The organism is Aeromonas rivipollensis (assembly GCF_010974825.1).
Taxonomy (GTDB): Bacteria; Pseudomonadota; Gammaproteobacteria; order Enterobacterales; family Aeromonadaceae; genus Aeromonas; species Aeromonas rivipollensis.
The window spans coordinates 1-16,095 of the sequence record NZ_JAAILA010000035.1; the positions used below are offsets into that span (position 1 = coordinate 1).

At 64.4% G+C, this 16,095-nt stretch carries 14 protein-coding genes; 7 read left to right on the plus strand and 7 right to left on the minus strand.

Features of this window, described 5'->3' with window-relative positions; all coding sequences use genetic code 11:
• Positions 1-298: 298 nt before the first annotated feature.
• From G4923_RS18690 to G4923_RS18700, 3 genes are all read right to left on the minus strand, one after another.
• Positions 299-1,345, minus strand: a complete 1,047-nt coding sequence (locus G4923_RS18690) for an NAD(P)H-dependent flavin oxidoreductase (protein ID WP_163137961.1) — start codon at positions 1,343-1,345, stop codon at positions 299-301.
• Positions 1,342-1,623, minus strand: coding sequence for a Pathogenicity locus (locus G4923_RS18695; protein WP_106884869.1), 282 nt, complete (start codon positions 1,621-1,623; stop codon positions 1,342-1,344). The genes G4923_RS18690 and G4923_RS18695 overlap by 4 nt, the downstream gene beginning before the upstream one ends.
• Before the next feature lie 70 nt (positions 1,624-1,693).
• Positions 1,694-2,335, minus strand: a complete 642-nt coding sequence (locus G4923_RS18700; RefSeq protein ID WP_163137962.1) for a ribonuclease T2 family protein — start codon at positions 2,333-2,335, stop codon at positions 1,694-1,696.
• A 233-nt stretch (positions 2,336-2,568) separates the two neighbouring features.
• Here G4923_RS18700 and G4923_RS18705 point away from each other — a divergent pair, with 233 nt between their 5' ends.
• Complete coding sequence (locus G4923_RS18705) at positions 2,569-3,129, plus strand: gamma carbonic anhydrase family protein (protein WP_106884870.1); 561 nt, start codon at positions 2,569-2,571, stop codon at positions 3,127-3,129.
• A gap of 66 nt (positions 3,130-3,195) precedes the next feature.
• Here G4923_RS18705 and G4923_RS18710 read toward each other — a convergent pair whose 3' ends face one another.
• The 3 genes from G4923_RS18710 to G4923_RS18720 all read right to left on the minus strand — a co-directional run bounded on the left by G4923_RS18710 (position 3,196) and on the right by G4923_RS18720 (position 9,508).
• On the minus strand, positions 3,196-6,255 hold the full coding sequence (locus G4923_RS18710; RefSeq protein WP_163137977.1) for a cytochrome c peroxidase: 3,060 nt from the start codon (positions 6,253-6,255) through the stop codon (positions 3,196-3,198).
• Positions 6,256-6,507: 252 nt separating this feature from the next.
• The gene (locus tag G4923_RS18715) at positions 6,508-8,403 is read right to left on the minus strand and encodes a PhoX family protein (protein ID WP_163137963.1); all 1,896 of its coding nucleotides are present in this window, start codon (positions 8,401-8,403) and stop codon (positions 6,508-6,510) included.
• 199 nt (positions 8,404-8,602) lie between these two features.
• The gene (locus tag G4923_RS18720) at positions 8,603-9,508 is read right to left on the minus strand and encodes an SAM hydrolase/SAM-dependent halogenase family protein (protein ID WP_163137964.1); all 906 of its coding nucleotides are present in this window, start codon (positions 9,506-9,508) and stop codon (positions 8,603-8,605) included.
• Positions 9,509-9,681: 173 nt separating this feature from the next.
• Between G4923_RS18720 and G4923_RS18725 the strand changes: the two genes are divergently transcribed.
• Positions 9,682-10,143 (plus strand): hypothetical protein, encoded by a 462-nt coding sequence (locus G4923_RS18725; protein ID WP_163137965.1) that lies wholly within the window; start codon positions 9,682-9,684, stop codon positions 10,141-10,143.
• 9 nt (positions 10,144-10,152) lie between these two features.
• Here the strand turns inward: G4923_RS18725 and G4923_RS18730 are convergent, their stop codons facing one another.
• A complete protein-coding gene (locus G4923_RS18730) occupies positions 10,153-11,388 on the minus strand; it encodes an MFS transporter (protein WP_420884907.1) in 1,236 nt (411 codons plus the stop codon).
• A 233-nt stretch (positions 11,389-11,621) separates the two neighbouring features.
• Between G4923_RS18730 and G4923_RS18735 the strand changes: the two genes are divergently transcribed.
• From G4923_RS18735 to G4923_RS18755, 5 genes are all read left to right on the plus strand, one after another.
• Complete coding sequence (locus G4923_RS18735; RefSeq protein WP_163137967.1) at positions 11,622-12,539, plus strand: LysR family transcriptional regulator; 918 nt, start codon at positions 11,622-11,624, stop codon at positions 12,537-12,539.
• Positions 12,540-12,676: 137 nt separating this feature from the next.
• Complete coding sequence (locus G4923_RS18740) at positions 12,677-13,300, plus strand: CsgG/HfaB family protein (RefSeq protein WP_240454983.1); 624 nt, start codon at positions 12,677-12,679, stop codon at positions 13,298-13,300.
• 11 nt (positions 13,301-13,311) lie between these two features.
• Positions 13,312-13,671, plus strand: coding sequence for a DUF4810 domain-containing protein (locus tag G4923_RS18745; RefSeq protein ID WP_139750739.1), 360 nt, complete (start codon positions 13,312-13,314; stop codon positions 13,669-13,671).
• Positions 13,668-14,321 carry a DUF799 domain-containing protein gene (locus tag G4923_RS18750; protein WP_204356827.1) on the plus strand — a complete coding sequence of 218 codons (654 nt, stop codon included), beginning with the start codon at positions 13,668-13,670 and terminating at the stop codon, positions 14,319-14,321. Before G4923_RS18745 ends, G4923_RS18750 begins: the two co-directional genes overlap by 4 nt.
• A gap of 264 nt (positions 14,322-14,585) precedes the next feature.
• The gene (locus G4923_RS18755; protein WP_240455374.1) at positions 14,586-16,019 is read left to right on the plus strand and encodes a GGDEF domain-containing protein; all 1,434 of its coding nucleotides are present in this window, start codon (positions 14,586-14,588) and stop codon (positions 16,017-16,019) included.
• Positions 16,020-16,095: the final 76 nt, after the last annotated feature.

Consider the following 16,095-nt stretch of genomic DNA (forward strand, 5'->3'; position numbering starts at 1 on the left):
GGCTTTTCGAGGTTACCGACCGGGTTGTTTGCGTTGCCGCTTGCCCTGTCGATGGGGCGCATTATAGAGACATTGATCACATTGGCAAGCACCGACTGCAATAAAATTGCAAAAAATGGCCAATTATTAGTTATTCATATCAAAATACAGCTTTTACACACACTTATCCACAGGTGGTCGTTAAAAAGGGCCCTGATTGATGCTCTCCCCCAACCCGGCAGTGTCTCGACGCCATCCTGGCCAAAAGCCGGAGCCTGTAGAGATACCTATATAAAGGAAGGCTGTAGAAAAGAGGCTATCAGGCCAGATCGGCCTCGGCCACCCAGGCTGCGATCAGCTCCGCGGCCGCCAGGGAGCGGCAACCCGAGACATTCTGTCCGGCCCAGAGCGGCGAGAAGCCACTGTCACCGACCTTTTCAGCGGCGGCGCGCAACGGGGCCAATGCGCCGCTGGCATGGGGGAAGTCAGGAGGCAGCGCCGAGAGAGGGCCGAGCTCCCGCATCAAGCGATTCACTATCCCCCGCGCCGGACGACCGCTGAACAGATTGGTCAGTGCGGTGTGTTGGCCATGGGCCTCCTGCAACGCCGCACGGTGCAGGGGCGAGGTTGTCGCCTCATGACAACAGAGGAATGCCGTGCCCATCTGGACTGCGCCGGCCCCCAATGCCAGGGCGGCCTTGATCCCCTTGCCATCGACTACGCCCCCGGCGGCGATGACAGGCAGATCCACTGCCGCCACTATCTGTGGCAATAGCGTCAAGGTGCCCTGTTGCAGACTGAGATCCTGACTCAGGAAGTGGCCACGATGCCCTCCCGCCTCCAGCCCCTGGGCTATGATGGCATCGGCACCATGGCGCGCCAGCCACTGCGCTTCCGCTACCGTGGTGGCGCTGGCAAAGACGCTTGCCCCCGTGGCTTTCACCAGGGCAAGCAACTCGGGCGCTGGCAGACCGAAGTGAAAGCTGACCACGGCGGGTCTGAACTCGCCAAGCAGGGCGGCGTGCTCCGCATTGAAGGGGGCACGGCCGGGCGCCGTCGTCTCGGCTCGGACATCCACCCCGAACTCGACATAGTAGGGAGCAAGCGCCTCTCGCCAGCGGCGCTCTTCGACCGGATCAGGCTCACTCTGTCGATGACAGAAGAAGTTGATATTGAAGGGGCCAGGGCCACTGGCCGCCAGTTGTTCCAACGCCTTGCGCAGCTCGGCCGTGCTGAGCATGGCCGCCGGCAAGGATCCCAGGGCGCCCGTTCCCGTCACCGCCATGGCCAGTTCAGTGTTCTGCACTCCGGCCATGGGCGCCTGGATGATGGGGTAGCGCATCCCCAGCTCGGCAAACAGGCTCATGCGCCGGGCTCTCCTTCTGTGACGGGGGCAGCCATGTGACTGCGCGCCAGCGCTATGGCGCCGTCTATGGCCCCTCTGGCCTGCGGGCTGTTCTGCCAGCAGCTCGAGCCCAGCATGCTGGCCACCAGCCGGACTATGTGGCCAGTATCCGCCTCGGCCAGCTCACTCAGGGTGTGGTACCCCAGTTGTTCGAGCCGCCCGATGACGGTGGGGCCCACCCCTTTCACCCCGAGCAGCAAGCTGCGTTCCCGTGCCGAAAACTGTTTCACGTCGCTCATTGCAGAGCTCCTTTCCGATGGCTGTAGTTGCAGATCAGGCCCGCAAGGGGCCCGATGAAGAGAGAGAAGGCTAACGCACGCTACGCAGCAGGAAATCCGGCTGGCCGCAGGAGCGACGCTCCCGCTTTTGCATCTCGTCCGAGCAGGGGATGGCATCCGTCCCTTCCTTGTTGATGCAGATGTAGATCTCCCGCAGGAAACGCCCTCCGTCGGCGCAGGCCACAGTGATGTTGTCAGGAGCCAGCCAGTCGTTGGCACCGGCCAGATCCGCCTTGAGCTGGAAGGTACTCTTGCGCAGCGGCTCGACCGGGGATTGGTAGGCCGCCGGGATCCGCACCTTCTGGCGCAGATCCCTGGCCAGTTGATGGAATGCCTCCTGATTCAGGCCGGAGCAGGTGCCGTGCTTCTCCCACTCATGACCATAGAGAAAACGGCTGGGATAAAGACCGGCAAAATCCTGCTCCATGGCGGGATCCAGTCGCTCGCGGGTACAGTTGCCGGGGTAGCCGCGCTGGTATTGGGGCCAGAGCCCGTGCAGCACGAAGCCCAACTGCCGGCTGCACTGCTCTCGATCGGCCGGTTTGATGGCGCAGTGCTCAGGTGACCAGGAGAGCGCCAGGGCGTAGTAGTCAAACTCACCGGGCCGTCCCTTGGCCTGCACGGCCTGGGCACACAGCAAGAAAGCCGCGAGGAGCAGCATCATCTTCTTCATGTCATCGTCTCCGTCATCCCAATCAGGCCCGCTTCAGGCGAGGAACAGGGCCTGTCGTCAGGCCCCATGCTCCCATACAAGGGAGTCAAAGAACAACCATGTGAAATGCCCTTACCAAGAGTGGGTCAGACCAGTAAAGGGTTCCCCCTCCCGGATCAGAGGCGTAAGCTGACTCTCCGGCGAGCCTTTGCGTCCCGCCATTTTCCCCGATTTCATCAGCAACAGGACATGACATGATCCGCAAGAATCCCTCCGGTCACCTTCCCGTTATCGACGAGTCCGCCTACATCGACAAGACCGCCATCATCTGCGGCAAGGTGATCATCAAGGAGAATGTGTTTGTCGGCCCCTACGCCGTGATCCGTGCCGACGAGGTGGATGAGAGCGGCGATATGGAGCCTATCGTCATCGGAGCCAACTCCAACATTCAGGACGGCGTGGTGATCCACTCCAAGTCCGGCGCCGCCGTCACCATAGGCGAATACAGCTCCATCGCCCACCGCAGCATAGTGCACGGCCCCTGCGAAGTGGGTAACCGGGTCTTCATCGGCTTCAACAGCGTGCTGTTCAACTGCCACATAGGCGAAGGCTCAGTGGTACGTCACAACTCGGTGATCGACGGCTGCGATCTGCCCCCCGGCTTCTATGTGCCCTCCACCACCCGCATCAACCAGCAAAGCGATCTGGCCCAGATCCCCCGCGTCACCGTCGATGCCACCGAGTTCTCCGAAGACGTGGCCCACACCAACATCGACCTGGTCAAGGGTTACAAGGCGCTCTCCAACGAGTTCTGAGTCCTGGTATGACAATGAACAACGGGCGCCGCGGCGCCCGTTGTTCGTCATCCTAACATGCCGGGGTTAGCGGGCCCGCACGCAGACGGCCCCGTGAGCCTCCTGTGGCAGATCGCTCATCACCTCGCCGTAACCCAGATCGAGCAAGGGTGCCTCCCCCTCGTCATTGGGTGCGTCACTGCTCCAGACCCGGCTGTAGAGCGGCCAGCCATGCTCCGTCAGCAGCTTCATCTCTTCGCCGGCCTGATGATAAGTGGCAAACAGGCTCGCCAGCTCATCGGCTCCCGGTAGGCGCCAGTCATCGTGACCGCGGGCCACCAGTTGCTGGCAGTACTCTCGCGCCCGCCCCTGGCTCATCACCACATAGTCGATGGCAAAGGGGTTGTAGTCCCCATCCTCATCCCTGGCGCTGCCATCGTAGTCGATGCCGATCCGGTCGGCCTCGGCACGGGTCAGCGGGCAGAGGAAGGAGAGCGCCCCCGCCGCCAGTTCGGGTTGATGGCAACCCAGGCCAAAATCGGGCTGGGCATCCACCACCTGCACCGCCACCCTGAGGGTGCGACTCCCCGCGCTTAGCTGCACGCCGGCAGACCCCACGGCCAGGGCTGTGATGACGCCACTGCCATCGACCCTCAGCAGTTCGGGTTGATCGCTGCGCCATTGCACGGCCTCGTACACCGGAGTCTCGCTGCCGTCACTCAGCCGCAGGCCAGGTTGCAGGGAGAGGCTCTGCCCCACCTCCAGCCGGGGCTGGGCGGGCGTCACCACCAGCTCGACCGGGATGGCGCCGACGGCCTCATCATCATCCACCTGGCTCAGTCCCAGCTCGGCCACTGTGGCCGGGGTGCGCCTTGGCTCGGCGGAGGCACTGCGCAGGAACTCGCCGATGGCCTCCAGCTCGTCGTTGGAGAGCCCCAGGGCATGAAGGCGATCCGAGGCCTTGGGGAAGAAGGGATCGTGCACATCCGCCCCGGTCGGGAAGCCGACCCCGCTGCTCCACTTGGTGACGCCGAAGTTGTACATGGCCACCACCCCCTGCACAGAGCCACCGAGCCGCTGGGCCAGGATGGGGAAGACACCGTTGTGCATATAGGGGCCGGTGAAGGCCACATCCCTCAGGCTGGGGGTCTTGAACAGCCCCATGTCTGCCTTCAGTCTGGTCTGCAGGAAACGGCCCCTGTCCTCTAAGTTGCGGCCGTAATAGGTCAGCCCCAGGCTCTCGAACTTGTGCTGGCTCAGCAGGGGGCCAGAGTGGCAGTTCATGCAGCGCCCCTCGGTACGAAACAGGTGCATGCCCCACAGCGCCTTGTCGCTCATAGCCTGCTCATCCCCCTTGACGAAGCGCTCCAGCGGACTTTCGCTGCTAATGATGGTGCGCTCGAAGGTGGCGATGGCCTTGGCGACCCGATCCAGGGTGATGGTCTCGTCGCCGAAGGCGGCGGCAAAGGCGGCCGGGTAGTCGCTGCTGGCCCGCAGCCGCGCCAGCAGTTCGTCGTGATCGAGGGCCATCTCCACCGGGTTGCTGATGGGATGGAGCGACTGCTCCTCCAGGGTGGCGACCCGTCCGTCCCAGAACTGGCTGCTGCTGTAACCGGCATTGAGGATGGTCGGGGCATTGCGGGTCCCCTTCTGCCCCAGATGGCCGACCGAGACGCTCAGGCCATCGCTCCAGCCTTTTTGTGGATCGTGACAGCTGGCGCAGCTGATGTCGCGGGCCTGGGATAGCTGCTTGTCGAAGAAGAGTTGCTGGCCCAGCACCACCTTGGCCCGGCGGTAGGGGTTGTCGGCCGGGAAGGGCATGGCGGGCAGGGGGCCCAGCTCCTGCCACTCCACCCCCTCGTCCACCATGGCCGCCGGCCACTGACCCGGGTCGCCGGCATATTGGGCCCGCAGGGAGGCCAGATCCGGCATATCGCTGCTGCGCGTCACCGAGGGGCGCAGCGGATAGGGGGAGAGCGCGAACCAGAGCAGGCTGGCCTCCCCCTCATCGCGCCATGCCTTGGTCAGCGGCTGGTAGAGCCGCGCCAGCCCGGTGCCATCTTGCAACCAGATCCACTCGGGCAAGGGGGTGGTGAAGGTGTTGGGATAACGCCACCCCAGCTTGTCGCTGCCAAGCAGGCGCTCGAATTCGGCCAGGGTCGGCAGACGCCATGGCTGCTGGCCGCAGCTGCTCGGCGGCACCAGCGCCGCTCTCGTGACGTGGGCCGAGGCGGCAAAGCCCTCCCCCGGCAGCCAGAATTGGCTGCCCTTGACCCCGGTGGCGGCACGGGCATCGTGCAGACAGTGCCAGGCTCCCCGAGTCAGCAGGCGACCCTGCTCATCCAGTCGCAACAGCTCGGCGGTCTCCGGCTCCTCCGGCATCACGGGACTGGCCGGATAGAGCTGCAACCGGGCGGCCTGGATGGCCTCCCCGTTGCTGCGGCTATACCAGTTGCGGGCGGCGCTGTCGTCCCGCAGGGCCAGCAGCATCTGCCAACTGTCGGGATAGTTGAGCTCGGCCCCCAGCCGCTGGGCTCGCAGCAGGGCCGCATACTCCTGTATCTCGGCCTGCTGTTGCAGGCGGATCTCGCCGGTCAGCCCCCACTCCGCCATCTCCAGCACGGCGTCCCCGTTGCGATCCGCCAGCAGGAAGAGCGCCGTCTCCTCCTCGTCGAGCCGCAGGGAGGGGGCGGCGGCGCGCCGGGCCCGGGACTCACCGGCCGCGAGATCCGCCACCCGGGCCGTGCTGGCCCTCAGTATGTATCCCTCCTGCTCCCCGACAAGCTCAAGGGGCGCCGCCAGCAGCAGGCCCGCAGGCAACGTCAGGGTCGGGTTGCCCTGACCGCTCAGGATTGCACTCGTCTCCATGCCGGTGGCGCGCTGGCGCAGGCTCAGGGTAGCCCCGGATGCCAGCCGCTCGCCGATATCAATGGTCAGGGTCAGCTCGGCCCGGGTATGGGTCTGCTCCGGGGGCGTCACCGGCGGAGTGACTGGGGGCGGGATGACGGGCGGTGTCACCGGAGGCGTCACAACGGGAGGGGTGACAACAGGAGGCGTGACCGGCACGTCGGGATCCTGGCCCTCGCTGCGGTTGTCATGGCAGGCACTCAGGACCAGCAGGCTGGCCAGCAGGAATATGGGTTTCATCATGTTGATTGGAGTGGTCGGACAAGCCGGCGATTATCCAGTCAAATGCCAATCATTATCAATCGCTTCTTGGCGATATTTTTTAGTCTGGCGCCAGGCAGGGTGATGGTCACCAACAAGTCCCTGCGGCCCGTTGCGCACCTCTATGCTGCCCCCTGCAGGGTCACCGCCCTCACCGCCCGTTGCGCCCGTCAACGACAGAGCCGCCCGCAGGCGGCTCTTTTCATCACAGGCAGGGCGGGTTGGCGGCCATCAGGCCCCTATGATGCCGCCATCGTCCCGGGTGATGCGCAGCACGGCGGAGCGGGGAATGCTGGTGCCGCCGTCCGGGAAGTGGGAAGGCGCCAGCTCTTCACCCGGGTGCTGCACCCCGACGAACAGGGTGCGCCAGTCCGGGCTGAAGGTGAGCCCCGTGATCTCGCAAGCAATGGGGCCGGTCAGAAAGCGGCGCACCTCGCCGCTCGCCGGATCGGCGCACAGCATCTGGTTGTTGCCCATGCCGGCAAACTGCTTCTCGTTGGAGTAGTCGCCGTCGGTCTGGATCCAGAGCCGCCCCGCCTCGTCGAAGCCGATGCCATCCGGGCTGTTGAACATGTTGTCCGGATGGATGTTGGCACTGCCCGCCATCAGCCCCTCTTTATGAACGCCGGGGTTGCCCGCCAGCAGGAAGAGATCCCACTCGAAGCTGTCGCTGCCGTGATCGCCCGCGGCCGGGCGCCAGCGGATGATCTGACCATAGGGGTTCTCGGCCCTGGGGTTGGCGCCATCGAGGGGCTGGTTCTCCTTGAGGCCGCGGTTCTTGTTGTTGGTCAGGGTGCAGTAAGCCTCGGCCCTGTGGGGATGCACAGCCACCCATTCGGGCCTGTCCATGGTGGTGGCGCCGAGCCGGGTCGCCGCCTCCCGGGCGAAGATGAGCACCTCCCCCTGATCGGCGAAGCCATTCTCCCGGGTCAGACCGTTCTGGCCGTGCACCAGGGGCAGCCACTGGCCTGTGCCCTTGAGCTCCCCCTCCTTGGCCTCGAAGCGGGCCACATAGAGGGTGCCTTCGTCCAGCAGATCCCGGTTGGCAGGGTCATTGCCCGGCACCACCTTGTTCTTCGAGACGAAGCGGTAGATGTGTTCGCCCCGCTCGTCATCGCCGAGGTAGACCACGGCGCGGCCATCCTTGTTAACGGTGAAAGCTGCGTTCTCATGCTTGAAGCGGCCAAGGGCGGTGCGCTTCTTCGGGGTTGAGGCGGGATCCTTGGGGTCTATCTCCACCACCCAGCCGAAGCGGTTCGGCTCCTGGGGATGTTTGGCGAGATCGAAGCGCTCGTCGAACCTGTGCCAGCCAAAGCCCGCATCCTCGGCGGCCAGGCCGTAGCGGGCGGCGCGCGGGTCCAGCACCGGCTTGCCCTCGCTGCCGAAGTAGCCGTTGAAGTTCTCCTCGCAGGTGAGGTAGGTGCCCCAGGGCGTCTGGCCGTTTGAGCAGTTGTTGAAAGTGCCGAGGGCGGTGCGCCCCTCGGGATCGGCCTGGGTCTTGAGCAGGGCATGGCCTGCCGCCGGGCCGCTCAGTGTCATGGGGGTGGTGGCCGTGATGCGGCGATTGAGGGCCCCCTTGGGGTTCGCCTGCCACTTGCCATCGATGCGCACCAGCTCCACCAGGGAGACCCCGTGGGCCGCCTGTGCCTTGGCGACGGCGCCGGCATCGAGCACCTTGCCGCCATCCGCAAACAGGTATTCGTAGTTGGTGTATTCGTTGTTGACGGCGAGCAGGGCGCGATCCGGGCCCAGGGGGAAGAAGCTCATGCCGTCGTTGTTGTCGCCAAACTGGCGCGCCTGGGCCTTGGCGTCATTGCTCTGGGCGAAGGCGGGGGCATCGGCGAACAGGGCATCCCCCCAGGCGATCAGCACCTCGGCCTTGTAGCCGGGCGGCACCACTATGGCGTCGGCCACAGAGGCGGGCACGGCCTGGAAGCCCAGCAAAGGCTGGGTCGCGGCGGCCACGGCGCGGGCCACCGGGCTCGCGGCGAAGAAGGCCACCATGCTGGCGGCGCCGACTCCCTTCAAGAAGCCCCGGCGGCTGAGGCCAGCCTCGATCAAGCGGTTGAACTCAGGCTCCTGCTCCCTGGGATGGTTGGCACTGTCTCTCTCGTCAAAACGGCTCATCGGCTTTTCCTTGTTCTCTCTGCTGGCATCATGGCTCACGAATTTGCTCCGGCCACAGCATGGCGAGCATGTATTAAGCAATGATGACAATTGACACCCATTAGCGGCACAAGCAGTCAGGAGGCCGGGCAGGCAGAGGGCTCAATGCAAGAGGGAGGCATTGCGCCTCCCTCTTGCCATCGATGTTGCCGCTAGCCTGTCAGCACTTCTTCAGACTGACGTGCCAGTTGGCACCGGATTGCACCTGGTGCTTGGCGGCGAAGCTGTCCATGTTTAGCGCCACCGAGACCTGCAGCAGGCTGTTGAGGTAGATAAGCGGCTGCCCTTCCGGCACGTCGCCGAAGCTGCTGACGTAGGGGGCCTTGCCCTCGTATTTGAGCGCATCCCCCTCGCTTATCCTGAAGCAGGCCTGATCCCCCTTGTTGATCCCCGCCTTGGTCAGCAGGGTGTCGTTGATATTGGTCCAGACGTTGCCGTACTGCACATCCAGGATAGGAATGGTGCCCTTCAGGGTGCCATCTTGCTCGGCCACCGCCGGCTGGTAAGGGATGGTCACCACCGCGCCGGGCAGCAGGGGCCCCACCTGCTCGAAGCCGATGGCGCCGGAGGCGAGCCGCGCCCCCGTGTAGGCGTAGACGTCGCGACCGTGGAAGGTATAGGACTTCTCGGAGCCCTTGAGCCGGTTGCGCTTCTCGTCTATCTGGCGCACCGCCTCTATGCCGAAGTGCTCGGCCACCAGGGTCAGGGTGCCGTTGTCAGGGGAGACTATGTAGTGGCCGCTCTTGGTCTTGAGCACCACAGACTTGCGATCCGTGCCGACACCCGGATCCACCACGCTCACGAAGACGGTGCCCTTGGGCCAGTAGTTGAGGGTCTGATAGAGGCGGTAGGACGCCTCCCAGATGTTGTAGGCCGGGATCTCGTGGGTCAGATCCTGCAGCGGCAGTGTCCTGTCCACCCCGAAGGCGACCCCCTTCATGGCGGAGACGGCGCCATCCTTGAGGCCGAAGTCGGTCTGGAACACCAGGGCCTCGCTTGCGAAGGCGCCAGCCCCCACCAGGGAGAGGGCGAGGACCAGGGCGCGGGGAAGGGTACGAATATCCATATCAGAACTCCTTGTGAAGGATGCAACAGAGAAACAGAAATCTAGACGTCCAGAATGCCATTTCATATCTCCTTTGCAACCCCTGATGCCCGAATGGGGGGAAAAGAGTCGCCAATCCGGCCCGTGGGGGTGTATCCATGGTGCTGGCCAGGCAGAGTCACGGAGGCAGTGAGATGACGAAGACGGGAAGCAGCACCCTGTTGCTGAGTCTGAGTGACAGGGAGAGCCGGGTAAGGCTCACCGGAGAGGATGGCGTCAGCCGGGAGTTCGTCCTGGCCCTGGGCCTGGATGCCATGACCCCAGGCCCCTTTCGCCGGGATCCACCGACGCCCCTCGAGCTGGAGCAAGCCATCATGGTGGTAGAAGATGTGCTGATGCCCCTCGCGGCCCATGTTCCGCCTCACCCTCTGGTACAGCTGCACAGCCCAGTGCCCCTGGCAGAGGGACTTGGCAGCCATGAGTTGAGCCGGGAGAGCATAGAGCGGCTGTTCGGCCAGCTGGTCGCCATGGTGGAAGGGGATCCCCTGGCATCGGCCCAGTTGCCCAGAGATCGCCATTTCGCCGCCGCCCTGCTGATCCTGCGGGAGTGGATGCACCATCTGGATGCCGGGAGCGTCGCTCTGGTCGACCAATGACGACGCCAGTCAGGAGGCGGGCTCGAAGCGCTTGCGCGAGAGAGCCCAGGCCAGCCCCAGGCTGATCAGCGTGCTGCCGACGGCGAGCAGATCCAGCGCCGCCAGCAAGCCGGCACCATCGCTCACCCAGCCCAGCAGCACGGGCACCCAGTTCGCCAGATAGGCGATCACATAGAAGAGGGAAACCAGCCGCGCATGGCTGGCGGGGGGCGCGATGCGATTGATCAGGGTCGCGCTGCCCACAAAGACGGCCCCCTGGGCGTAACCCGCCACCAGCAGCCCGAGCCCCGCCAGCCAGCCCGGCAAACCGTGCACGGCACCGGCAAACAGCAGCACGCAGAGCGCCAGGGCCAGACAGCCGCTTTGCAGGGTGTGGCGGGCATCGAGGCGACGCGCCCACAGCTGGCAGAGCCCGGAGAACACCAGGTAGGCCGCGATGAGATAGCCGAACAGCCCCAGATCCCTCATCCCCAGCAACTGACTCACCACCTTGGGGCCCATTGCCAGCAGGCTGGCCGCCACCGCCCAGGCGGTGAAGAGTGCCAGGGCGCAGAGCAAGAACCCGGCCCCTGTGGCCCTGAGCCCCTCCCCCAGGGATCCCCCGCCCTGCCCGCTCGCGACGGGTGCCGCCATCCTGGCGCCCCTGGGCCAGCTCAGCACCAGACCCGCGATGGCGCAGCCCGCCATCCCCAGGATCAGCAGAAATGGCACCCGGGTCGGGTAGAAGTCCAGTTGCAGCGCCAAGCCGCTGAACACGGGCCCCAGCGCCAGCCCGGCGGTGAAGGAGAGGGTGGCGCTCAGGGCCGCCCGCTTGCCGCCGTCCTTGGGGCCAAAGCGCAGCAGCGCCACATTGGCGGCGCCGGTCAGGGCCCCAGTGCCTATCCCGGCCAGGACCCGCGCCAGCAGCAGCGACCAGAAGCTGTCTGCCAGGGAGAAGAGCAGGGCGCCCCCCGCGACCGCCAGCAGGGCGGGCAGTATCAGGGTGCGCAGATCCGCCACCCGTCCTGCCAGGTTGCCCACCCCGAACAGGGCGATCAGCACGCCCCCCGCATAGCCGCCATAGATGAGGCTGAGGCCGAGATCGCTCAGGGCCAGCGCCGCCTGGTAATGGGGATAGAGCGGGGTGGGCACGCTGCTGTTGAGCAGGGCCGACATCAGGGCCAGGGACAAAAACCAGAGCAGGCGGGGGCGAACATCGACCTCGCTGCCCTGGGCAGCAGTTTGGGCGCAGGGGGATGACATCAAGACTCCAATCACAAACAGGGGAAGCGCTATCGGGAGCGACATCATAGCGATCCCGCTCGCACCGGGCTGCGGCAGTTCTGCATCATGGCGATTCAAACTTGCATCACAGGGGCGCTTGCCCCGTACCGCCTTGAGTGCTCAGGTGCGGATCGGGCGGCCTCTTGTGCTGCCGCCCCCGCTGACATCTAATACCCCGGCGCCAATCGGGCGTCCTGCTTGAGCGAGGAGCAAGCATGATCAACTGGGATGACGCCCGCTTCTTTCTGGCACTGGCACGGCGGGGCAGCCTGCGCCGGGCCGGCCTCGAACTCGGGGTCGATCAGGCCACCGTCGGGCGGCGGGTCGGCCTCTTCGAGCAGCAGCTGGGGGCCAAGCTGTTTATCCGCACCCCCAGGCACTATCGGCTCAGCCCACTGGGGGAGACGCTCCTGCCCCAGGCACAGGCCATGGAGCAGGCGGCCCTGGCCATGGATCGCGCGGCCAGCCTGGGGGAGCTGGAGGGGGAGATCTGCATCGCCACCACGGATACCCTGGCCCAGGGCTTCGTGCTGCCGGCCTTCAGCCTGCTGCGCCAGCGCCACCCCGGCATCCGCCTCAAGCTGCTGACCGCGGTCAGTGTGAGCGACATCCCCAATCAGGAGGCGGATCTGGCCATTCGCAGCCTGCGCCCCGAGCAGGGGGATCTGGTGGTCAAACGGCTCGCCACCATCAAGATGGGGCTCTACGCCTCCCCCGACTACCTGGCCCGCCGTGGCACGCCCCGCTCGGGCCAGGCGCTGCAACAGCACGACCTGCTGCTCTTTCCCAGGGAGCTGGTGGCCCGCCACTGGCTGAGCCTGTGCGGCGAACCTCTCCATGAGCCCAATGTGGTGTTGCAGAGCAACGCCCAGCTGGTGCTGATGGGAGCCGCTCGCCAGGGCCTCGGCATAGCGCTGCTCTCCACCTTCCTCGCCGAGGAGGACCGAGGCCTGGTGCGTCTGCTGCCTGACCAGCACGACCCCATCGACATCTGGATGGTGCTGCACCCGGATGTGCAGAAGACGGGGCGGATGCGTGCCCTGGTGGCAGCCCTGGAGGAGGTGTTTCAACGCCATCAGGAGACCCAGCCCCCTGCCCTCCCCGCCACGCCGGCCCAAACGCACACCGATTGAGCGGTTATGCCCCCCATACGGGGCACTTTCTTCGCAGCGAACCATGCTAGAGTCCGCCGTTGTTTTTTCCTTAAATAACGGGACGTTACATGAAGAAGTTTGTTGTTTCATCTGGTGTCATTTTGATGGCGGGCTTGTTGACAGCTTGTGCAAGCGAGTCATCGCGCTCCCTGGAAGTGCCCAAGGTCGCCTCTTATCAGAGCCACTATCAGGGCACTCGCAGCCCCATCGCCGTCGGCAAGTTTGATAACCGCTCCAGCTACATGCGTGGCATCTTCTCCGACGGCGTTGACCGACTGGGCAGCCAGGCGAAAACCGTGCTGATCACCCATCTGCAGCAGACAGGCCGCTTCAGCGTGCTGGATCGCGACAACATGGAAGAGATCAAGGCGGAAGCCGGGATCAAGCAACAGGCCCAGCAGCTCAAGGGCGCCGACTATGTGGTCACAGGTGACGTCACCGAGTTTGGTCGCAAGGAAGTCGGTGATCATCAGCTGTTTGGCATCCTGGGTCGCGGCAAGTCCCAGATCGCCTATGCCAAGGTCAACCTCAACATCGTCAAGGTCACCACCTCTGAAGTGGTCTTCTCTTCCCAGGGCGCCGGGGAGTACGAGCTCTCCAACCGTGAAATCGTCGGCTTCGGCGGCACCGCCAGCTACGACTCCACCCTGAACGGCAAGGTGCTGGATCTCGCCATCCGGGAAGCCGTCAACAACCTGGTGAGCGGCATCGAGACCGGCGCCTGGCGCCCGGCCCAATGAGGAGAGACGAGATGACCATGTCCAAGCTTTCCCTGCTGCTGGCCAGCGGCCTGCTGCTGAGTGCCTGTGCCCAGGCACCAAAGACGCTCTACAACTGGGATCAATACCAGGGGGTGGTTTACCAGCACATGCAGGGTGAGGACACCGGGGTTGAAGCCCAGATCGATGCTCTGGAGAAAAACCAGCAAGAGGCCAGCGCCAAGGGGCAGGCGGTGCCGCCCGGCTTCCACGCTCACCTGGGCATGCTCTATGCCCAGCTCGGCAAGGATGCGCAGACCCGCGAGCAGTTCGAGACCGAGAAACGCCTCTTCCCGGAATCGGCACCCTTCATGAACTTCCTGATGTCCAACCAGAAGGGGGCGACCCAATGACACTGCGCACTTTCCTTGCCCTGATGCTGGGCACCCTGCTGCTGAGCGGCTGCGCCAAGGGCCCCGGCTACGACTACGGCAACTTCAAGGAGAGCAGACCGACCTCCATCCTGGTGTTGCCACCGGTGAATCACTCGCCTGATATCAAGGCGGGGGCCAGCCTGCAGTCCCAGATCACCTACCCGCTCGCCGAGTCCGGCTATTACGTGCTGCCGGTGGCGGTCACCAACGAGACCTTCCGGCAGAACGGGGTGACCGAGCCGACGGACATTCATGCCCTGCCCATCAAGAAGCTCCACGAGATCTACGGTGCCGATACCGCGCTGTACCTCGACATCAAGGATTACGGCACCAGCTATCTGGTCATCTCCAGCGAGACCGTGGTCACCGCCAGCGCCCGCCTGGTGGATCTGCGCACCGGCAAGCTGCTGTGGGAAGGCAGCGCCAGCGCCAGCAGTGCCGAACAGCAGAGCAATTCAGGAGGCGGCCTCATCGGCATGCTGGTGGTGGCCGTCGTCAACCAGATTGCCAACACCATCACCGACAAGGGCCATGAAATCGCCGGGATCACCAGCGTCAGGCTGCTCAGCGCCGACATGCCCAACGGCATTCTCCATGGCCCCTACTCACCGAAGTCCCAGACAAGGTAAGGCGCCGCGCCGCAATACGACAGAGGGCGTCATGCCCTCTTATTCCGCTACCACCACCAGTTTGCCCTTCCCTTGCCATTGCATGTGACGTGATCGTCTATCTTGTTGATATTGGCGGTTCATTTTTCGTTCACTGGTTGCTCAGGCCCCCAATTTCGTCTGGTGATGCCGGGCAAAATCAGTTACAAAAAGCCCACTGTCACCACCCGGGAGCGTCACGGCATGGCTGGATCACTGTTGCGCACCCTGCCCCGCAGGTGGCTAATGCGATTCTCACTCCTTTGCCTTGCGCTGGCGGGGCTGGGGCTGGTGTTCAACTACACCTACCTCAGCATCAGGCACGACATGCAGCTCATCACCGCCAAACAGCCGAACCTGTTCGAGCTGTTTTATCAGCGGGCCCGCATACTGGCGCCGGAGAAGCTGGCCAGCTTCATCGACAACAGCAGCATCAAGACCCCCATCTTCAGCGAGAACGGGGATGCGACTGCCTATGCCTATGGCTATGACCTCGCCACCCTGGCTCGCCTGGCTGTCATTCCCATACTGCCGCCCGCCAACCAGATGCTCAGCACCTACCAATATCTGCTCTCCTACCCCGAGGTCCTCAACCTCTACGCCTTCTATAACGATCGGCGCATCCTTGGCATGGTGGGCGACAAGCGGATGCTTCCGAGCGAGCTGCAGCCGGTCAACACCAACCTCAATGACATAGAGCCCTGGACCCACTATTTCGGGTGCGCCGCCTTCGCCGCCACTCATGTTCCCTGCAGCACGGATGAGGCTCAGGTATCCGACATCTACACCGACACCTTCACCGGGTTGAAGACCATCACCCTCTACTTCCCCTTCGTCTTTTACGATCCGGCGCTAGCGGACTACCGCTATGGCCTGACGGGCATAGACATCGCCATCGACGAGGCATTCAAGGATGTGTTGCGCCCCTTCGAGAGTCTCAACCCGACCCGGACTGTCCTCTCCTTCGAGGAGGTGGAGCCCTGCCGCCCCTGGCATATCTGCCTGAATACCCGCTTCATGCGGACCAAGGCTGGCAACGACCTCTACCTCAAATGGTCATACAGCTACGGCGATTTCATGCGGGTGGTGCTCTATGGCCCGGCCTTCAAGCTCTATCTGATCGCCCTGCTGCTGCTCATGCTGACGGGCCGTGGCATCTACGGCCGCCTGCGCACCCTGGCACTGACAGATCACCTGACCCGGCTGCCGCGACGGGACATCCTGGAACAAGCCCTGCTGAAGGAATACGACTTCCTGATGCTGCTGGACATAGACAACTTCAAGTCCATCAACGACACCCATGGCCACGGGGTGGGTGACATAGCCCTCGTCGCCTTCGCCCGCCATCTGACGGCCAACATGCGCAAGGGGGACAAGGCCATCCGCTGGGGGGGCGAGGAGTTTATCATCCTCTACAAGGGGCTCAACGACAGGGCCAGCATGCGCCAGGCCGTGGCCCGCCTGCTGGCATCACAGCTTCAGATCCCGGAGCTGCCCGCCCCAATCACCTTCTCGGCCGGCGTCATCCGCATCCGTGATTACCTGACGGTCGCCGAGGCCACCGATCTCGCCGATGCGCTGCTCTACCACGTCAAGCAGCATGGCAAGCACAACATCGCCTATTACCAGGGGCAGGAGATCAGGCTGATCCGAGACCCGGGCACCAACCCGGTCACCTGATCGGCTCGGCTTCTGCCGCGCCCCCTCTATCTGCTACCATCCCGGCCACGATCATTGTTCCCGTCACGGCCCTGGC

Excerpts from the sequence above, each read along its gene's own strand:
- G4923_RS18745 (WP_139750739.1), top strand. The coding sequence starts at position 13,312 with ATGACCATGTCCAAGCTTTCCCTGCTGCTGGCCAGCGGCCTGCTGCTG.
- G4923_RS18695 (WP_106884869.1), bottom strand. The coding sequence starts at position 1,623 with ATGAGCGACGTGAAACAGTTTTCGGCACGGGAACGCAGCTTGCTGCTC.
- G4923_RS18700 (WP_163137962.1), bottom strand. The coding sequence starts at position 2,335 with ATGAAGAAGATGATGCTGCTCCTCGCGGCTTTCTTGCTGTGTGCCCAG.
- G4923_RS18735 (WP_163137967.1), top strand. The coding sequence starts at position 11,622 with ATGATCAACTGGGATGACGCCCGCTTCTTTCTGGCACTGGCACGGCGG.
- G4923_RS18710 (WP_163137977.1), bottom strand. The coding sequence starts at position 6,255 with ATGAAACCCATATTCCTGCTGGCCAGCCTGCTGGTCCTGAGTGCCTGC.
- G4923_RS18750 (WP_204356827.1), top strand. The coding sequence starts at position 13,668 with ATGACACTGCGCACTTTCCTTGCCCTGATGCTGGGCACCCTGCTGCTG.
- G4923_RS18720 (WP_163137964.1), bottom strand. The coding sequence starts at position 9,508 with ATGGATATTCGTACCCTTCCCCGCGCCCTGGTCCTCGCCCTCTCCCTG.
- G4923_RS18755 (WP_240455374.1), top strand. The coding sequence starts at position 14,586 with ATGCGATTCTCACTCCTTTGCCTTGCGCTGGCGGGGCTGGGGCTGGTG.
- G4923_RS18715 (WP_163137963.1), bottom strand. The coding sequence starts at position 8,403 with ATGAGCCGTTTTGACGAGAGAGACAGTGCCAACCATCCCAGGGAGCAG.
- G4923_RS18690 (WP_163137961.1), bottom strand. The coding sequence starts at position 1,345 with ATGAGCCTGTTTGCCGAGCTGGGGATGCGCTACCCCATCATCCAGGCG.
- G4923_RS18725 (WP_163137965.1), top strand. The coding sequence starts at position 9,682 with ATGACGAAGACGGGAAGCAGCACCCTGTTGCTGAGTCTGAGTGACAGG.
- G4923_RS18705 (WP_106884870.1), top strand. The coding sequence starts at position 2,569 with ATGATCCGCAAGAATCCCTCCGGTCACCTTCCCGTTATCGACGAGTCC.